Annotated in this window: 15 protein-coding genes; 4 read left to right on the top strand and 11 right to left on the bottom strand. The window is 41.7% G+C overall.

What is annotated here, in order from left to right; genetic code table 11:
• Nucleotides 1-312: 312 nt before the first annotated feature.
• On the bottom strand, nucleotides 313-1734 hold the full coding sequence (locus tag ABMY35_RS15795) for a PQQ-dependent sugar dehydrogenase (protein ID WP_349287096.1): 1422 nt from the start codon (nucleotides 1732-1734) through the stop codon (nucleotides 313-315).
• A gap of 93 nt (nucleotides 1735-1827) precedes the next feature.
• Between ABMY35_RS15795 and ABMY35_RS15790 the strand changes: the two genes are divergently transcribed.
• Both ABMY35_RS15790 and ABMY35_RS15785 read left to right on the top strand, forming a co-directional pair.
• On the top strand, nucleotides 1828-3906 hold the full coding sequence (locus ABMY35_RS15790) for a TonB-dependent receptor (protein ID WP_349287095.1): 2079 nt from the start codon (nucleotides 1828-1830) through the stop codon (nucleotides 3904-3906).
• A gap of 376 nt (nucleotides 3907-4282) precedes the next feature.
• Entirely contained in the window at nucleotides 4283-6850 is a 2568-nt protein-coding gene (locus ABMY35_RS15785) for a serine hydrolase (protein ID WP_349287094.1), read from the top strand.
• A 63-nt stretch (nucleotides 6851-6913) separates the two neighbouring features.
• Here the strand turns inward: ABMY35_RS15785 and ABMY35_RS15780 are convergent, their stop codons facing one another.
• The 6 genes from ABMY35_RS15780 to ABMY35_RS15755 all read right to left on the bottom strand — a co-directional run bounded on the left by ABMY35_RS15780 (nucleotide 6914) and on the right by ABMY35_RS15755 (nucleotide 11521).
• The gene (locus ABMY35_RS15780) at nucleotides 6914-7579 is read right to left on the bottom strand and encodes a hypothetical protein (protein WP_349287093.1); all 666 of its coding nucleotides are present in this window, start codon (nucleotides 7577-7579) and stop codon (nucleotides 6914-6916) included.
• Nucleotides 7580-7729: 150 nt separating this feature from the next.
• Nucleotides 7730-8284 carry a winged helix-turn-helix domain-containing protein gene (locus ABMY35_RS15775; RefSeq protein WP_349287092.1) on the bottom strand — a complete coding sequence of 185 codons (555 nt, stop codon included), beginning with the start codon at nucleotides 8282-8284 and terminating at the stop codon, nucleotides 7730-7732.
• A gap of 93 nt (nucleotides 8285-8377) precedes the next feature.
• On the bottom strand, nucleotides 8378-9115 hold the full coding sequence (locus ABMY35_RS15770) for an ABC transporter permease (protein ID WP_349287091.1): 738 nt from the start codon (nucleotides 9113-9115) through the stop codon (nucleotides 8378-8380).
• A complete protein-coding gene (locus tag ABMY35_RS15765) occupies nucleotides 9112-10062 on the bottom strand; it encodes an ABC transporter ATP-binding protein (RefSeq protein ID WP_349287090.1) in 951 nt (316 codons plus the stop codon). Before ABMY35_RS15765 ends, ABMY35_RS15770 begins: the two co-directional genes overlap by 4 nt.
• A complete protein-coding gene (locus ABMY35_RS15760) occupies nucleotides 10055-10186 on the bottom strand; it encodes a hypothetical protein (protein ID WP_349287089.1) in 132 nt (43 codons plus the stop codon). Before ABMY35_RS15760 ends, ABMY35_RS15765 begins: the two co-directional genes overlap by 8 nt.
• A gap of 228 nt (nucleotides 10187-10414) precedes the next feature.
• A complete protein-coding gene (locus ABMY35_RS15755) occupies nucleotides 10415-11521 on the bottom strand; it encodes a serine hydrolase domain-containing protein (RefSeq protein ID WP_349287088.1) in 1107 nt (368 codons plus the stop codon).
• Nucleotides 11522-11900: 379 nt separating this feature from the next.
• Here ABMY35_RS15755 and ABMY35_RS15750 point away from each other — a divergent pair, with 379 nt between their 5' ends.
• Both ABMY35_RS15750 and ABMY35_RS15745 read left to right on the top strand, forming a co-directional pair.
• Complete coding sequence (locus tag ABMY35_RS15750) at nucleotides 11901-13613, top strand: glycoside hydrolase family 3 protein (protein WP_349287110.1); 1713 nt, start codon at nucleotides 11901-11903, stop codon at nucleotides 13611-13613.
• Between the two features lie 11 nt (nucleotides 13614-13624).
• Nucleotides 13625-14353 carry a 5-oxoprolinase subunit PxpA gene (locus ABMY35_RS15745; protein WP_349287087.1) on the top strand — a complete coding sequence of 243 codons (729 nt, stop codon included), beginning with the start codon at nucleotides 13625-13627 and terminating at the stop codon, nucleotides 14351-14353.
• A 79-nt stretch (nucleotides 14354-14432) separates the two neighbouring features.
• Here ABMY35_RS15745 and ABMY35_RS15740 read toward each other — a convergent pair whose 3' ends face one another.
• From ABMY35_RS15740 to ABMY35_RS15725, 4 genes are all read right to left on the bottom strand, one after another.
• Nucleotides 14433-15641, bottom strand: coding sequence for an FtsX-like permease family protein (locus ABMY35_RS15740; RefSeq protein WP_349287086.1), 1209 nt, complete (start codon nucleotides 15639-15641; stop codon nucleotides 14433-14435).
• A 9-nt stretch (nucleotides 15642-15650) separates the two neighbouring features.
• Entirely contained in the window at nucleotides 15651-16970 is a 1320-nt protein-coding gene (locus ABMY35_RS15735; protein ID WP_349287085.1) for an ABC transporter permease, read from the bottom strand.
• A 9-nt stretch (nucleotides 16971-16979) separates the two neighbouring features.
• Nucleotides 16980-17672, bottom strand: a complete 693-nt coding sequence (locus ABMY35_RS15730; RefSeq protein WP_349287084.1) for an ABC transporter ATP-binding protein — start codon at nucleotides 17670-17672, stop codon at nucleotides 16980-16982.
• 78 nt (nucleotides 17673-17750) lie between these two features.
• A complete protein-coding gene (locus tag ABMY35_RS15725; RefSeq protein ID WP_349287083.1) occupies nucleotides 17751-19031 on the bottom strand; it encodes an HlyD family efflux transporter periplasmic adaptor subunit in 1281 nt (426 codons plus the stop codon).
• Nucleotides 19032-19096 lie beyond the last annotated feature (65 nt).

Here is a 19096-nt window from a genome sequence, read left to right as displayed (position 1 = left end):
GAAATTGAAGATGATGTCGTGAGGTTTGGATCTGAATAAAAAAGTATGTAAAGGGGCTTTACGGTGATGTTCGTGTTGAGAGCAACCCGACATAAAGTCGGTGCTACCGAGCAAAAATACCATTAACAACGAATTCATTTCACGTCTTCTCAGTGAAGGTTTGACCCGACATAAAGTCGGTGATACCGAGAAAATACCGGTAGCAGCGAATTTATTTCGCGTCTTCTTTGTGAAGGCTTTTACCCGACGTAAAGTCGGTGCTACCGAGTAAAACAACGGTAGCAGCGAATTTATTTCGCGTCTTGTTAAGAGTTATTTAGGCGCGATTGCAATGATCTTACTTTGATTGGCATTGCGGTCATTAATGGTTAAATAAATCTCACCATTGGGTGCAGTCACGACATCGCGAATACGGCCTAGACCTTTTAAGATGATTTCATCTTCTGTGACTTTGCCGTTTTCAATTCGCAAGCGGTGCAATTGCTTCTTAGCCAAACTGCCGACAAATAAGTCGCCCTGCCAATGTTTAAACTTGTTGCCCGTGTAGAAATTCATACCCGCAACAGCAATAGATGGCGTCCATTGGTGCACAGGTAGTTGCATACCAGGTAAATCAATATGTGGCGTGATAGGCGTACCATTATAATTAATACCATACGTCACTTTTGGCCAGCCATAGTTAGTGCCCTTAGTGATCAGGTTTAATTCGTCACCACCACGCGGCCCGTGCTCTGTAGACCAGAGGGCTCCAGTTTTAGGGTGTAACGTTAAGCCTTGCGGGTTACGGTTGCCGTAGGTCCAAATAGTTTGCTGCGCACCTTTTTCGTTATAAAACGGGTTATCTTTTGGCACGCGACCATCTTTGAAAATGCGGTGTACTTTACCGTTTTGCATGGTGATGTCTTGCGCGCCATCTTGTAGCCCTTCGTCACCATTGGTAAAGAATAAGTAATCGCCTTTAATGGCAAAACGAGAGCCAAAGTGCCAACCGCGATTTTGATGATTTTCTGGTTTGGCTTCAAATAAGGCCTGCTGATCTACCCACTCATCATTTTTAATTTTTCCGCGAACAATGGCTGTGAACGCCACTTCTTGCCCTCGGCTGTTTTTGCCTGCATCTTTACTATACGACAAGTAAATCCAACCATTGTTTTTATAATCAGGATCAGGATACACATCTAACAGCCCACCTTGGCGCTTATGCCATACTTTAGGCGTGCCCTTAATATGCGTTTTTTTACCGCCCTTCGTCATGTGCCAAAGCTCACCTTCGCGTAAGGTATAAAGCAAACTGCCGTCAGGTAAAAAATCCATCGCCCAGATGATGCCATCACTGTTGGTCACTTCTTTGGTTGTCACCTTGTGATAATCCGTATTAAACGACTTGCCCATTTGCGATTCTGGCTGTTGCGCTTGCTTTGCTCGTGCACCTGCTTCACGAATGTATACAACTAGAGTACGAATTTGCTCTTCATTTAACGTCGCGCCAAATGCAGGCATACCTGCCGAAACAATACCGTTTTTAATGGCATTCGCCAGCGCAGTATCTGTGCCTTCTGTCATCCACTGGTTATCAATTAAAGAACCAGCCATGCCACCTGTTAACTCTTGACCGTGGCACGACGCACAGGTTGTTTTAAATAGCTGTTCAACGTTCTGGTTATTAGCATGCGAGGCCATGCTCAACATACAAGCTGCACTTAACAGCGTGGTTTTAAACACTTTTTGATACATAATTTTGCTCGACGGTAGATCGTGTTTTAAATTTATTCAGTATAATGAGGCACTTTTATAATTATCGTCAAGTTGCGATAAAGGAACATGTCTGTGCGAGAAACGTTTAAATTTTCTATTTTGTCTTTAGCTCTTTTAAGTTGCGCGAGCATCAGTTTTCAGGCCTTATCAAACGCCAATGATAAAGACATTGAAACCCTAGTCACCACCGCCAATCGCACACAAACCCAGCATTTAGACTTGATTGGTAACACCAATAAAATTACCAAACAAAGCATTGAACAAAGCAACGCAGAGCATTTAAACCAATTGCTAAGCCAAGCATCTAGCACTTGGTTAAGTCGTGGTAACGGCCAAGAATCATTGTTATCGGTGCGTTCACCTGTTTTAACCGGCGCAGGCTCGTGTGCTGAGTTTTTAACGCTTGAAAATGGTATTAGCTTACGCGCGCCAGGCTTTTGTAACGTAAACCAATTATTCGACGCCCACTTTGAGCTTGCTGATAACATCGAAGTGGTGAAAGGCGCGAATTCATCTCGCTATGGCTCAAATGCCATTCATGGCACCATCAACGTATTTAGCCCTAGTTTATATGCAACGCCTATGGTGAGCGTAGAATTAGGTGAAGATAGCTTTTATCGTGTAAATGGCCTTTACAGCCAGCAAACAGAAGCCCTCGATACTTTAGTGGGCTTAACACTTACCTCAGATGGCGGCTTTCAAGATAGTTCGGGCTACGAGCAGCAAAAACTCTCAGTGGCGGCTTCGCACAGTTTAGGTGATTGGCAAACTACCCACAGAGTGACGCTAACCAATTTAGCGCAAGATACAGCGGGCTATTTGCAGCGTGGTGAAAATGCCTATCAAGATAAATCATTACTGCGTATTAATGATTTTCCAGATGCATACCGAAACAGTTTGTCGATGCGCTACGCCATGTTTAACACCTTAAATACGCCAAATGCGGTCTGGCAGGTTAATCCATATTTACGCCATACAGATATGGACTTTTTAATGCACTTTTTACCGGGCACGCCTGTCGAAGAAAACGGCCATTCGAGTATTGGTTTACAAGTACGTCGCGCAAGTCAGCTGTCTGATATGTTCAGTTTAACACTTGGTTCAGACATCGACATCACTCGCGGTTTTTTAAAACAAAACCAAGCTAACGACACCGAATCAAACTCTGCGTTTTTACGCGGCGTATTACCGAAAGGAAAGCACTATGATTATGACGTTGATGCGCTAAGTTTTGCCACTTACGCTCAGATTGACGCCAAAATCACAGACGAACACAATGCCTTTGCCGCACTACGTTACGATAACACCGACTACGATTATCAAAACAATCTAAGCACGGGTAATTTAAAAGACGATGGCACAGCCTGTGGCTTCGGGGGATGTCGTTATACTCGCCCTGCAAGCCAAAGTAACCAATTTGACGATATCAGTTATGCACTTGGCTACAGCTATAAAATTGATAAACAAACACGACTATTCGCCAAACATGATCAAAGCTTCAGAGCCCCCCATACCAGCGAATTATACCGCCTACAGAACGGTCAGCTCACCAGCGATGTAAAAAGTGTCAAAGCCAGACAAACTGAAGCCGGTGTTCGATATGTAGATAAAGACCTCTTTGCTGAGCTCTCAGTTTATCATTTAAAGAAAAAAGACGGCATTTACCAAGACGCCGACCGTCAATATTTAAATGGCCTAGATACCGAACACCAAGGCATTGAGTTTGCACTTAACCGTCAAGTAACGCGTACTATTAGTACAAAGCTGGCCTTTAGCTATAGCGAGCACACTTATTTAAATAACCCTACTAATGGTGCTCAAATCAAGGGTAACGACATAGATACCGCGCCCAAATTATTACTCAACCTGCAGATCAATTGGCAAGTTACACGAACTATCATGGCTCAGTTAGAACGCCAGCAAATAGACGACTACTTTTTAGATGCCGCTAATACGCAAAGCTATGCTGGCCATAAAATTTATAATCTGCGAGCAGATTGGCAGATCAATCCACAGTTAAGCGCGTCATTTTCAGTGATGAACCTCACTGACGAGCGCTACGCAGAGCGTGCCGATTTTGCCTTTGGTAATCATCGCTACTTTGTTGGTGAACCGAGAAACATGAGCTTAAAATTAAAGTACGCTTTTTAATTTGTGTGAATAATTGTCTGAACTGTCAATGCAGCCTATTGATAGACGACAAAAATAGGTAGCAACAGCTATAAATTAGTTTTTCGTAAAACACAATTTTAATATAACAATAGCAACCACTAGATTTGATAAAGTCCCCGCTCATACTAAGCTTAATTATGTTAAAAGATAAAGACAGTATTTTAGTCAACTAGCAGCCACATCCCGCAATGTGGCTTTTTAACAAGTACACATCCGCTAGTCCAAATACTAACAAAGAGTGTTGAAAAGTGTTTAAAGGTGTACCTTTAAACATACATTTTCGCGCAACTTAACAACAGTTTATTACCCCTCATCCCTCTATGCTTAACGCTCATTTCATCAAGGGATATAAAAAATGTCAGTCAAATTGTTTTCTCGTACACCCATTGCAACCGCACTTTTCGCTACCCTAGTACTAAGCGGATGTTCTAGTGACAAAGATACGCGCACCGAACTGCAAAAAGCCGAAGGCGTTTGGAATAAAACCGCTTACGGCGCCGTGTTAGACATTCAAGATAACAAGGTAAGTGCTTATGAATACAATACTTTTGGTTGCATAAAAGTGAACCAATTAAGTCATGAACAAGCCAACAAAGAGTTCATCGCTGAGCTTAAATCGACCGATACCGCATTAAGCTTGCGAGAGAAAGGCGAAATTCATGCGCAAACCTATACCACAAATAAAACCCTACCAGCGCTGTGTAATACACCAATTAATGTCACTGAGAGCGCAAGTCCTAACCAAGTTTTTGAGTATTTTTGGCATGCCTTTAACGACTACTATGCCTTCTTTGAGTTAAGAGGCGTTGATTGGTCACAGCAATATGTAAAATTTAAACCGCAAATTAGTGACGACATGACTGACGAAGCACTATTTAGCACACTCGCGGCGATGGTTGCCCCATTAAAAGACGGACACGTGAATATCTGGGCCAAAGATGCCAACTTTTATGTCGGTAAAGATAGCCCTTTTATGAAAGCCGCGGTCGGTATTCAAGGAAACTTGTTAAGAGCAGGCGAGCAAACCAGTTTAGATGACGTATTTAATACCATGCTTGGCCATTATACTGAAATTAGCAAAGCTTACTTACAACCTGACAGCATGTCGCAATTTCCTGCGCAGAGTGATTTTCCGACCTTACTTTGGGGCAAAACCGCTGACAACGTCGGGGTTATTGTACTCAATAACTTAGAGAGCTTTAGCGAAACCGAAGATGCCACCGCCGAAGTGCAACTGACAGCTGCAGAAACATTACTCGATAAAGTAATGGCGCAAGTAAAAGACACTGATGGCCTCATTTTAGATATACGTAATAATCAAGGTGGACACGATGCCATCGCCTTAGAAGTTGCCAACTATTTTGCAGATAAAACCGTACTCGCAGTTAATAAACAAGCAGTGACACCTGCTGGCATGGGCGTACCAGTTAGATATCAAGTGCTTAAAAATGACAGCGCTTATACGAACCCAGTTTACTTACTAACCAGTCAAATGACTGTAAGTGCAGGTGAAGTGCTAGCTATGACTTTAGAACAGTTCGACCATGTTCATACTGTTGGCGAACCAACCTCAGGCGCACTGTCTGACATATTAACGTTTACGCTGCCAAATGGCTGGGAGTTCGGCCTTTCAAACGAGGTGTATCGCAACGCTCAAGGCAAAGCATTTGAATTAACAGGTATTGAGCCAAAGCATGCACAGAGCGCCTTCTCAGTTCATTCATTCGACGAAGCACGCTTTTCAAGTTATGACTTTGCGCTTGAACAACTGAACAAACACACTCACCCAACACTTGCAGTCGATGAATTCGAAACCGCACTTGAGCAATTACAAACCAAAGGCAATATTCCCAGCATCGCAGTGGGCGTAATTCATGACGGTAAAGTGGTTTATCAAAATGGTTTTGGGATCGCAGATGAAAGCGGTACCCCAGTGACAGCAGATAGTCGCTTTTACCTTGCTTCAGTCAGTAAAACATTGCTGGGTGCCACACTGGCTCATGCAGAAGGTCAAGGGCAGATTAAATTAGATAAAAACATCGCGCCACTGCTGCCGTTTTCAATTGATAACCCGACATCTGATAAACCCATTACCCTAAGACATTTGATCACCCACAGCAGTGGTATTCTCGACAATAACGCCGTCTATTTGTGTAGCTACTATTTACGTGACAACCATAGCAGCTTAATGAACTTATTGGCACAGAATAACAACTGCCCGCAAGTGATTGACCCAGATATGCCTCGCTTTTTCGAAAATTATTTGTCAGCGCAAGGTGACTATTATTTTAATGAAAACTTTAGTAGCCAATTTGGACTCACACCGGGTGAAGCATCTATTTATTCAAATGTTGGCGCAGCACTGGCTGGCTTCGTACTTGAACAAGATAGTCAGCAAAGCCTACCTAGCTTGAGCCAAAAAACGGTGTTTGGTCCACTCAATATGCACAACACAGAATGGGCCATCGACAAACCTCAAAAGCCCATTGTTCAGCGAGCGGGATTTAGCCCACAAGCCGGCGAATTATTCACTCTGCCCGATTACGGCTCTGTCACATACAGCGATGGTAATGCCGTCTCTAGCGTGAAAGACTTGAGTCAATTTTTGCTTGCCAGTATCCATGAAGGCAAAATCGGTGATGAACAAGTACTTGATCAAAACGCCGTTAAAAACATGCTATCGATACAATATGAGCCTACACAAACCGTGCTCCACCATGGCTACTTTTGGAATATCGACCAGCAGTTTATTTCTCATGGCGGCACCGACTTTGGTGTTCGAAATAAAATCTTTGCCGACCTAAAACGTAAAAACGGCTTTGTTTTATTGACCAACGCCGATGCGTTTAACGAAAACAGCGAACAAACATTTGCAGAAATAGAAGCGTTAGTAAGAACCTTTGCTAATGGTTACGAAGAGTAGATAGGAATGCTAACTAAATAGAGCGTAAAGCCCCTTTACGCTCTTTATACCTGATATAAAAAGTTAATTAATCGGCTCGTATCTAGTTGGTAAAGCACTAAATTGCAGCCAAGTGTCGCTTTGCATCCAGCGTTTCTTTTTTGGAATTTCAATCACAAACTCATCGTCTGTTTTGTATATTTTAGTTTTATCTTTGCTGTCTTTTACAGTAATGCTTGCAGGGGCATCAAAGGTGAATTTAATTTCGTCCATACTCGGAACGAACATAGAGAATCCGCCAGCCATGTGTTCTGTAAAATTATTGATGTCATCAAGCAAAATAAATACGTCTGAGTATTTGAGCTCTTTACTTTCTAAAGGCTTTAAACTGGTATTGAGAATGAACCCAACATCGTCTTTGCTATAGTTCGAGTGTAGTAAGGTCTTTTCGGCATCAGCCTGAGACAAGATAGGCAAATTGATATTGCCCTCTTCATCAAAAGTAGCTTTCGCAATGACTTTTTCTTCTTGTTCAAGCCAAAGCTTTATATCGTCTATTTTGATGTCTTGGTTACTTATTTGCAGCTTAAAAAGTGGGGTGAGATATTTTGATTTTACTTTATTAGTCGCTAAATCTCGGAGCTGATTTATCTTTCCATATTCAATACTGCGCCCTTCGGCATAACTAAACTGACTAAAAAGAGAGCTACTAATTAATACGCTAGCAGCAAATACGGTTGATAATTTCATGATTAAGCTTCCTTGATAGAGTAGTTATGCTATTGACTGAGAAGGTTACAAGAAAGTTCAAAAAAATTTTAAAGATTATGATTTTTATAGAAAAAGAAGGCAATAAAGCGATGTTTGGCATCGCTTTATTAAAACTATGAGGATAGTAAATTAAGACTTAACAGCCATCCAAATCGCTGTTGCTACAACTAAGGCTGCGGCGCCCAAAATGCCGAGCCAAGCTGTCGACTTGCTCTCTTTTGCAGGCTGCTCAGATGCACTTTCAGAAGCAGGCGCATCATTTTGCTGAGCACTGTCTGAGCTTTCATTATTTTTTGGCTCACTCTCAGCTTTGCTTTCTTCTGCAACAGGCGCTGTGCTTGTAAGCACTTGTGACTCTCGGCCCGCTGCTACTTCTTCAGCTTGCTCAGTGACTTCGGTAAGCTCTAATTGCCACTGATAGCCTCTTTTTGAAAAGGTTTTAATGGCATCGTTACCAAAAATGGCACGTAAGTGACTGATGTTCTGAAAGACGACTTGCTCAGACACGGTTTTGTCAGGCCAAACCGTTTCTAATAGCTCTGCTTTAGACAGAATTCTATCGTTATTCAAAATAAAGAACTTGAGCATATTCGCAGCTCTGTCTTTTAGCTTAATAACCTTTCCGTGGCGGGTAAGGATTTTGTGTTCACAATCGAACTGGAAAATCTGAAAACTAAACTTCATGTTTTTTAAGAAATAATTAACAACAGGTTAAGAGTAAAGGAATGAAGCCCAGAGGTAAAGCCCCTCTCTGTAAAGGGGCGTTACAATATGATTTTATTTCATGGAGTTGTACTTTTTTGTTGCTAGATAGCCACACGGCAATGTAAATAATGCAACGCCCAATAAATGCCAAGCTAAATTAAAGCCTTGGTGCATCTCTAAAATGCTCAGCCCTAATTGAGATAAGTGATAGCTAGGCAATGCCCATGCAAACCACTGTAGTGCTTCAGGAAACATAGTGATTGGTAACCATAAACCTGACAGCATCGAAATGGGTAAATAAATTAGATTAACAAGCGCGGGAGCCGATTTGGCTGAAAAACTTAAGCCCATCAATAAGCCAAGCATGCAAAATGGTAAAGTACCTAACAGGGCTAACGCATATACCTGACCCCACTTAAGTAGCGACATACTTACGCCTGCAAATAACATGGCAAAACTAGAAAGCAAAATAAAGATCAGCGTCGAAAACAACAAAGCAGTAAAGGTTTTACCCATTAAGTACTGACTAGCAGGCATGGGCGATAGCTGTTTCAATGCCAGTAAACCTTGCTCTCTGTCGGTTGCGACATTGACTCCAAAATTGAATAAAGCGGGGCCCATCACCCCAAAAATAATGTAGTTTATTAGCAAATAGCTACTGGTTTTTTCATCTCCCATAGCGACTCCAAAAAACAAGTAAAAGGCACATGGAAACGCTAAGGTCGGGATCACAAAGCCTAAGTTTCTAAAAACACTTTTAGAGTCGCACCACGCTTCTTGTTTGAGACTATATAAACTTATGCTACTCATGCTGCTTGCTCCTTGGCTGATTTGTCTGATGCTGAATTTACTGGTGTTTTATTTTCGTGTTCAGCGGTTTCTGTGAGTGAAATAAAGGTTTGCTCTAACGATGAAGGTTTAACGCTGAGTAAGTCGCAGCTAAGCCCATTTGCAAATGCTTGCTTTAACAGTGTGTTTGGTGATTTACAGCGGGTTGCAGCCTTACCCTCATTCACTTGCCACGACCACTCAGGTAATAAAGTCGAAAGTTCAGACTCATTCAGTTCACAAGCAAAGCTCACTTCACTTAACTGCATATTGTGACTTAACTCACTTGGCGAGCCCTGTGCGATAATCTTTCCCTCATTTAAAATGAATAACTCATCGCTTAGGGCTTCAGCTTCTTCCATATAATGCGTGGTTAAAACCACCGTTTTACCCTGAGCTTTTAATTGTCGAATGGTTTGCCACATTTGTTGACGGGCGTTTACGTCCATTGCCAAGCTAGGCTCATCTAAAAATACCAGTTGTGGGTCGCCAATAATGGCAATGGCAAACAGCAAACGTTGCTTCAAGCCACCTGATAATTTGCTAAATGGTGTATTTTCATGGGCATTTAAGTCACTCAAACGCAGTGCTTTAGAAACAGACATTGGGGACTGATAGTAGCTCGCGAATAGATTGAGTTGTTCAAGTACAGTCAAATTCGCAGGTAAACTGCCGATTTGTAGCATAGCGCCTACTTTAGCTTTCGCAGCACCAGAACCCGCTTTATTACCCAGTATTTCAACGCTACCTTGTGACGCTTTTAATCGGCCTAGTAGCAAGTTAATTAACGTTGTTTTACCTGCGCCATTGGCACCTAAAAACCCGTAAACTCGGCCCGCTTGTAGCGAGAAGTCTAAGCCCTTAAGCACGGCTTTGTTACCATAGCTATGGTGTAAGTTTTTAACTGAAACTACTGCTGAATTAGTCATAGTTCACCTCGGTGTTTCTTGATTTACCATTAAACGGCTTACCGCGATTGTATTTATAAGAGCTTAATGCGAATGCGATTAAACTATATGCCATACCTAAAACTGCCCACATGATGCTTTCCATAACCAATTCCTCAGTGCGAGATTAACTTTGATGGGTTTAGTATGGCGAAAGGCGAAAAAGAGTTTCAGTGAGCTTTGTCATTGATTGATATGACAAGTGTCATAAAGGAGGAGCAAGCAAACAGTTTTGAGCTTCGACAAATAATTGCCGAAACCCACAAAAGTTAACTTTATGAGCCTACAGCGCTGTTAGCTGGCTTTAACTTTAACAAAATTTAAAGTTCATGGTTTAGTTGCTAAAGTTTCTTTCTCTTAATAGTTCTAACGCTGCGAAAAGGGCTTTTGCCGCATTCTCCGTATCACCATTGACAGCAATAAAGTAAGCACTGTTTTCATTTGGATATAAAAAGCTAATAACAGAAAAAGACCCTGTGAAACCATCATGTCGAAATGCCGTATTATCTAGCTTTGCAAACCAACCCATCGCATAGCCTACTCCTGGCTCTTGAGCTTCACTATAAATCGTATGTAAGGTTTTATAACTCTCTTTACTTAGTATATTGTCACCACCTTTCATACCCTCTAATACCTTAGATAAATATAAGGCGAGCTCTGACAAACTAATATTAACAGTACCCGCAGGGCCATATACTTTTGGAATGATCTCTTTGCCAGCAGTGATAGCTTGCCATTTTCCATTTTTATAAATATGCCCTTTGGGTTGATCACTTTGTTCAAAGCTCGGCTCACCAAAACCAAAGTTTGTAATGCCTAATTGCGAAAATAATTCCTCGCTTATCAGTTGCTCCCAAGTTTGGTTTGTCACCCGCTCAAGCATATGTCCGGCAATAGTATAGCCTACATTACTATATTCATATTGCCCCCGCTTTTGCACAGGTGCGGTATTAAGCACCTCTTTTGTCAACATACTTCGCAACATAAGTGTTGTCTTCGAGATATCGAACCAGCGCCTATCTTTTATATCGATATCTTTTTTTAACCCCGATGTCATATTTAATAACTGCTTTAACGAGATTGATTCATGCTCGGCCCTAATTTGGCCTTTAAGTTCGGGAAAAATATCGGCAATAGTGCTGTCAAAAGAAATTACCTCTTGCTCTACTAATCGCGCAGCGACCATTGCCGTCATAGACTTTGTTAGTGAACCAATAGCCCAACGATCATTATCAGTTACTAAAGTTTGGGTATGTATATCGCGATAGCCTGTACTGGCTATTTCAAACACAAGTCCGTCTTTTACTGTTAAGGCTGTGATCGCCGGCAAGTTATAAGCCAACCTTATATTCTCTAAATGCAGCTGTAGATCGCCGTCTTGGCCTATACCGACCTGCTCTGAAAGTTTGGTTTTATCAATTGGTGGGACCTCTGGCGCCACGTCGGACCCACAACCTGTGAGTGTAAAACTTATTAAAGCAATATTAGCCAGCTTAAACGCTGAGAAAGAAGTGAGTCTAATCAAAACATAATCCTTATTTCCTTGTATAAATGCTCTCCTATAGACTTGAGAATTTATAAAATTACTCAACATTAAATTGTTAAAAACTGTATGTTTAGTCGTTCGGGTTATCAATCTATTGCTGCAAATGCTAAATTAGCTCATTCAGTTTAAGGCCAGATAATTTAGGTAGCCTGTGACGCAATTTTTAAAACATATCGGGATGGTGATCGCCATGACAATCAGTGCCAACGGTGCAGCAAAATCGCTCAATCATGCCTCTGAACTACCTTTAGAAGCACAACTTGGTCAAAAGTTGATGCTAGATTTTCGTTATTACTGCGAAAGTGGCGAGTCAAAAGCCTGTAGACTAGGAATGACTGAGTTGCCCAAAGCACTTGCCGAGTTGATTGCTAAACACCACATTGGTGGCGTGATCTTATTCGCCGAAAACGTGCCAGATACTGCACAAATCGTAAAACTCACCAATGACTTACAAACGGCTGCTCAGCAAGCTAAACATCCACAACCCTTGTTTATATCAATTGACCAAGAAGGTGGCCGTGTAGCTCGTATAAATCGCGCCGAAGCCACGTCATTCACAGGTAATATGAGTATAGGAGCAACTTACCATAAACACGGTACCCACTATGCAAGTGCAGTTGCCACCGCCATTGGTAAAGAGCTAAATAGCCTTGGCATTAATGTCAACTTTGCGCCGACCGTTGATGTGAATAACAACGCGGGCAATCCGGTGATCAACGTTCGTTCTTTCTCTGAGAACTCACTCGAAGTAGCAAAAATGGGCGCAGCACAAGTTGAAGCATTTGAAGCGCAAAACGTCATTTCTGCGCTTAAGCACTTTCCGGGTCACGGTGATACCTCGGTCGATAGCCACACTGGTTTACCGCTTGTTAAACACGATTTAAAACGCATTGAACAGGTTGAGCTTGCGCCTTTTAAATACATTATTGATAAGCACGCGCCGGGTATGATCATGACCGCGCATATTCAATATCCCGCACTTGATAACAGCACCTTTGTGAACAAGCAAGGTGAAGCCATGATTAAACCGGCTACATTATCGCGTAAAATTATGCATGACTTGCTACGAGAAAAGCTGAACTACCAAGGTGTGACGGTGACCGATGCGCTGGATATGGCGGGGATCAGCCACTTCTTTACCCCAACATCCGCGGTAATTGAAACTTTTAAAGCCGGGGTTGATATTGCCCTAATGCCAATTGCTATTCGTACTCCTGACGATATTCAAAAGCTTGATGAGCTAATGAGTGCGCTAAATGCGGCGGTTACTTTAAGTGAGCTAAATGAAACTGAAATAGCGCAATCGGCACAGCGTATTATTTCTCTCAAACAGAAATTTTTGGCAAACCAAGCGGCCCGCTCTAGCGCCATTGCTAAAGCGACATTAGGTAACCCTAGTCACAGACAACTTGAGAGTGAACTCGCTGTTGCCGCCATTACTCAAGTAAAGAACAACGGCCTATTGCCTATTCAAGCTAAACATAAACGCATTCATTTGGTCATGCCTGATACGCAAAAATGTCATGCTCTTGAGCAAGCTTTACTTTCTTTAAGCAAGCAAGAGTTACATGTCACATGTAGCAGTTTACAAGGGTTCGATCCAAAACAGGCAGATCAAAATATTACTAACTCAGACCTGATCATCGCCGCCCATGCCAGTCCTCAGCAAAGTGCAGTTGAGATTGGTGGCATGGATGATGTAAAGGCCCTTGACAGTTTTAAGCTCAAACGTAATGAACAGCCAAAAGCACTATTAGCGCTGCTTAAGCAGGCAAAACTTGCTGAAAAGCCAACGCTATTTATTAGCCTGCGTGCCCCTTATGAGATCCCAATTTATGCGCCATACGCACAAGCAGTTTTGGCCAGTTATGCCTACAATGTCGATGTAGTTAGTAAAAATGTGATCTCTGGTCCTGCGTTTACTGCGCTCGCTAAAGTGATTTTGGGCTTAGAAAAGCCAGAAGGCCAACTCCCTGTCAGTATTTAAAGGAAGCGAACATGTTATTAAATTGCGATTTAGGTGAAAGCTTTGGTGCGTGGCAAATGGGTTTAGATAGCCACGCTATGCAAGTGATTGATTTGGCAAATATTGCTTGTGGCTTTCACGCTGGTGACCCGGATGTGATGGCTCAAACCCTCACGCTTGCTAAACAGCATAATGTGCAAATTGGTGCTCACCCAAGCTATCCCGACAAACAAGGTTTTGGTCGCCGCTCTATGAAGCTCAGTCATGATGAGTTAGTAAATTGTTTGCATTATCAAATTGCAGCTTTAGATGGCATGTCACAAGTACATGGTTTATCAATTAGCTATGTAAAACCACATGGTGCACTTTATAACGATATGATGGCCGATAACAGCATTTTAGAGACTGTTATGCAGGCTGTGGGTAGCTATGCCAAGCCGCTAAAGTTAATGCTACTGGCGACCAACGAGCAAGCGTCGCACTTGGCTATGGCTGAAAAATATAACCTGCCATTGTTGTTTGAGGCTTTTGCGGATCGCTTATATACCAACGAAGGGCGTTTAACCCCAAGAAGTGAACCTAATGCAGTGCATGACAAGCCTGCGTTATTAGCGCAAGTAAAGCAGTTATTAACTCAAGGCACAGTCACAACGGGCTCTGGAAGCGTGTTGGCACTAAAAGCAGATACCTTGTGTGTGCACGGCGATAATGAAGCCAGTATTGCCTTAGTCAAAGAGATTAAGCAATTGATAAAGAAATAGTTACTCAGACACAAAAAAGCCAGATCAAAATTTTACCTAGTAAAAATATGATCTGGCTTTTTCAATTAAGCTAAAGTGTTTAAGCGCTTCGCGTTGCGATAGCAGGCTCGACTCTTGACGCTTGCAGTGCAGGATAACTCACCGATAACTGACCTAACACAAACAGTGCAACCATACCTGATAATAAATACGGCAGCGGTACAGGTGTTAAACCAAAGTGTTGAGCAAATTGTTCGCTCAGTGATAATGCTGCAATAAAACCAATAACAAGCCCTGTAAGGCTGACCACAGCGTTTTCAAGCATAAAGAATCGCATTACCTGCCCTTTGCTTGCACCTAATGCTCTGCGTGTGCCTATTTGTCTTTTTCGACGATTAACCGAAAATCGAGCTTGGCCGTAAATGCCTAGGCTTGTCGCAAGTAATAATCCAATACAAACTGATATAAGTAGCTTGCTACTCGCGTTATCATCTTTATAAGCCCTTAACCTCACCTCTTCCATCGTCAGCATTTTTTCAATGACTCGCCCCGGTGTGTTTAGAAGTACTTTATTGACTTCTTCCATTACATTATCAAGCTGGTCAGGCTTTGCCCGTACAAAATAACGAATTGTATTATTTACTTCGATAACGGGATAAATAATTGAACCATTTACACCATACCACCGTGGCCAAGCACCTTGCATAGCCTCTACTATCCCTTTAATGCGCTGAGGTGTGTTAGATGTATAAACGGTCTGCCCTACAGCTTGGCGCCAATCTTCGGGGCTCACTAACTCAGCAAAGGCTTTGGTAATTAAAATATTAGAAGAAATATTATGACCACCATTAGCGGTAATCGTAGTATCGCTTAAAGTCAGGTTGTCACCAGCAATTAATGTAAGGCCTAAGTTTTTAACAATATGCTCATCAGAGCCATAATATCCTGCCACATCAATTGGGTACTCTGTATCTAAGTTAGGATAAACAGAAGTATAATTACCCCACAACCCTAGAGGTACACCGTTTAAAGGAGAGACCACTTCAACCCCCTCAATTGCGCGTAAATTTGCCAAATCATGGTTCAAGTTTGCGATATAATTCTCAGCAGGTCCCTGCAAATTCGTCAAAACATAAAAAGCGTTTTTTTCGTCAACACCAGTGGGTCTAGACATTAACTTTTCACGCTCACTGATCATATTCACAGCATTTACCATCACCATAAAAGTGACTGATATTTGCAAAATAAGAAGAAAAGGTACCAATTTCTCTTTAAATAAAGCTTTAATTATCGGGGCTAAATCTCTCATAATTAACTCCTATAAGCTTTTTAGCTGACTTGAAAGTTGAATTCGGCTGGCTTTTAGAATCGGTATCAAACCAAAAATGCAGCTGATCATTACAGCTAAAGCCAAAGTAATAACCACAATTAAGGCATTCATCTGCATCAGCGAACTATGTAAGTGACTGTATAAATTCGTCATAGCAACTAAGCCTAGTTGTGCTAAAAGCAGACCTAAAACGCCACCAATAAAGCCTATAACCGCTAGCTCCACTGAAAATTGTGCAATTAAATGTTGTCGACTCGCCCCGACAGCTCGGCGCAATCCTGCTTCTCCGGCTTTACCATGGAATTTAGCCATCATCAGCCCCATGCAATTAAGTAAGCAAACAATCAAAAATAATGCGGCAAGCGACACTGCTATTTTGCTATCTTCAGGGACAATCTTTTCTTCGCTAAGATATTGTTTAACTGATACAAGTTTATTCAAAATGCGGTTAGCAAAGCGCCCTTGTGCTTGCTGCTGTTGCGCATAGTTATCTAAAAACAGTTGGAATTGCTGCTTTTTTTCATCATTTTCTAGCTCAGCCCAAATTTTGATCCAAGTACATTCCGATGCGAGAAAAGCAGCTGTACTTTCATCTTCAGCAGGCTTCCAACAAGAAATATTAATGAGTGAGGTAGTAAAAATTTCTTTGCTAACTTGTGTACTAAATGGCATGAAAATATCGAAAGGTTGTGAATACATAGTATTATTTTGGCCATAGAATTTAGGAACTATTAACCAATCATCAAGCACGCCCACTACTTGATATAAATCCTCGCCTAATTGCAGTGTTTGGCCAACTGAGTTTTCTCCACCAAAAAAACGCATATTCGCCTGTTTAGTTAACACAACGATTTGCTCTGCATTGCTATCCGCCGTTTCATCCCAGCCTCTGCCATATAAGAATGGCACTTCAAGCATAGGAAAAAAGTCAGCACTGGTTGTACGTACTTCTCTTGTTACTGCAGTGCCATGCTTTGCTGGATTTTTTACGGTCGTACGGATTGCACTAATCACAGCTTGATATTTGGGAATATCAGATTTGAGGATGTTCATTGCATCCTGATAAGTCATTTCTGGTGGGATAGTATCGAGGTAACTATAATCTACGCCATCACCTCGACTATCAATTTGTACTGAGTATAAGTTATCGCTTTTTGAAGGTATGGGGTCTTGGCTCATCATATAGTTGACGGTATAGGTCGTCATTGTTGCGCCAATGCCCATAGCGATAAGCATAACCATTAAAAAACTAAGTAATGGTGTTCGCTTAAAGCTGATAAGTGCCAATTTCACATAATATGAGAACATAATGACTCCTTAAGCGATAGCTTGAGTCAAAATAGGCGACTCTTCACTTAGCACACCATCTTTTATTTGCACAATGCGCTGCGCAAGCTGCGCTTGTTCATTATCATGGGTCACCATAATAATCGTCGTGCCTGACGCATTAATGTCTTGCAGCAATGTCATAATACCTTGAGCCATTTTTGAGTCTAAATTACCTGTAGGCTCATCAGCAAAAATAACACTTGGCGAACCTGCAATCGCACGGGCAATAGCAACACGTTGCTGCTGACCACCCGATAATTGTGTTGGATAATGATTTTTTCGACCAGCAAGGCCAACTTGCTCTAACGCTTTCATGATGCGCTCATCACGCTCTTTTGCATTGAATTTTCGATAGCGCAGAGGCATATCAATATTGTCGTATAAATTAAGTTCTGGGATCAGGTTAAAGCTCTGGAAAACAAAGCCAATTTTTTCATTTCTATAAGCCGACTTTTGCTTATCAGACATCTTAGAAACATCTTGCCCATCGAGCTCGTATACACCATTACTATGACTTTCTAGTAGCCCAGCAATATTCAAAAAAGTGGTTTTACCCGAACCAGAAGGACCGATGACAGAAACAAACTCTCCCTGCCCTATAGCTAAATCAAATGGCTGGAGCGCCTGTGTTTTAATATCAGAAGTTATGTAGGCTTTTGCAAGCCCAGTCATTTTCAACATTTCCTTTCCTTATTTTTTTATTCTTCCAAAACGATGAGATAAGTTGCTACTCAGTTGAGCAAACTTAATTAATATATTTTATTGAAGGACTCTGACGCTTGAAGCCTTCTCAAAAATTCGATAATCAGAAATAACTACAGTATCGCCAAGCGCGAGGCCTGAAATCACCTCGACTTTAGATAAACTTTTCGTACCGAGCTTTGCTGGCACTTTTACCGCTTCGTTATCACGTAGTACATAGATGTGCATACCATCATAGCTTTGTAAAAATCGGCCTCTTGGTAGATAATTTACTTGCGATCTTTGTTCTAGTATCAAGCGTGTCGTGAGCCGCTGATTCTGTCTTAAATTATCAGGCGCTGTGCCCGTGAATCTCACTTTCCCCTGAACACTCCCCTTGGTTATTTCAGGAGACATGGCAACTAGGTTTCCCATGAAGCTTTGCTCGTTAAAATTGATCTCGGCTTCTATGCCTAGGGCTAAATCATCGGCATAAGTTTCTGGAATTAACACTTCGACTTCATATTCACTGAGGTCAACGACACTCATTAATGGCTGGTTTTTACTGACTGTATTTTTTTGTTCTAGATTTAAATTGCCTACCAAACCAGCAACCGGAGAACGTACTTCAAGGCCTAACACTTGCCTTTGTAATTCAGCGACTTTTACCTTTTGTGCATTGAATTCAAATTCATAGGTTTGAATTTCAAATTGCTGACTTTCTTTTAGTAGCGCCACTTCTTTATTCACATGTTCAAACTCGCGCAGTGCATTTTCAAGATCATCTTTGGCTTTTTGAAAATCGATATCACTGATGATTTGATTTTCTTTTGCTTCTTCAGAACGGCGCATTTCTCGTTTCGCGGCGTTAAGTGCAACTCTTGCTTGGCCAATGCGGTTTTCTTGCTGCAGCTGGATATGTTTAGCCTGGATTTTTTCTCTCGCTAGTTGCGTTCTCAGCCTTGAGAGTTGAGTGTTTTCTTGCTCAAACAAACTTTGTAATTCTGGGCTTTCTACTTGCGCCAGTGCTTGACCCATCTCTACACGGTCGCCCGCATCTACTAAATAAGTAACGGTACCTTGTGCGGGGCTGTATAAAACAGGGCGGCGAGCTGCTATCACTTTACCTTGTACAGAGAAGTCTCGGATAAAATCGCCTTGTGTGACTTGTGCCAGCTTAAGTTTATCGAGAGAAATCGCTGATTTACCACCAAGCCAGCCTTCAACTAGGGGAAGAATAAAAGCATAACAAAACGTTAAAAATGCAAATAATGAAGCAGTATAAATAACCCACTTTTTGGTTTGTTTAGATGTGGCGACTTGTGAGTCCTGTGCACTTGTATCTGGAATATAACTCATTAAAAACCCTTGCTAATCCGTAGCAAAAATAGAATAAAAATATCTATTTAATGTCACTAAAAAAG

This window comes from Pseudoalteromonas sp. BZB3 (assembly GCF_040104455.1).
Classification (GTDB): domain Bacteria; phylum Pseudomonadota; class Gammaproteobacteria; order Enterobacterales; family Alteromonadaceae; genus Pseudoalteromonas.
The sequence above is the reverse complement of the archived record's forward strand: the minus strand, read 5'-3'. Positions and strand labels throughout refer to the sequence as shown.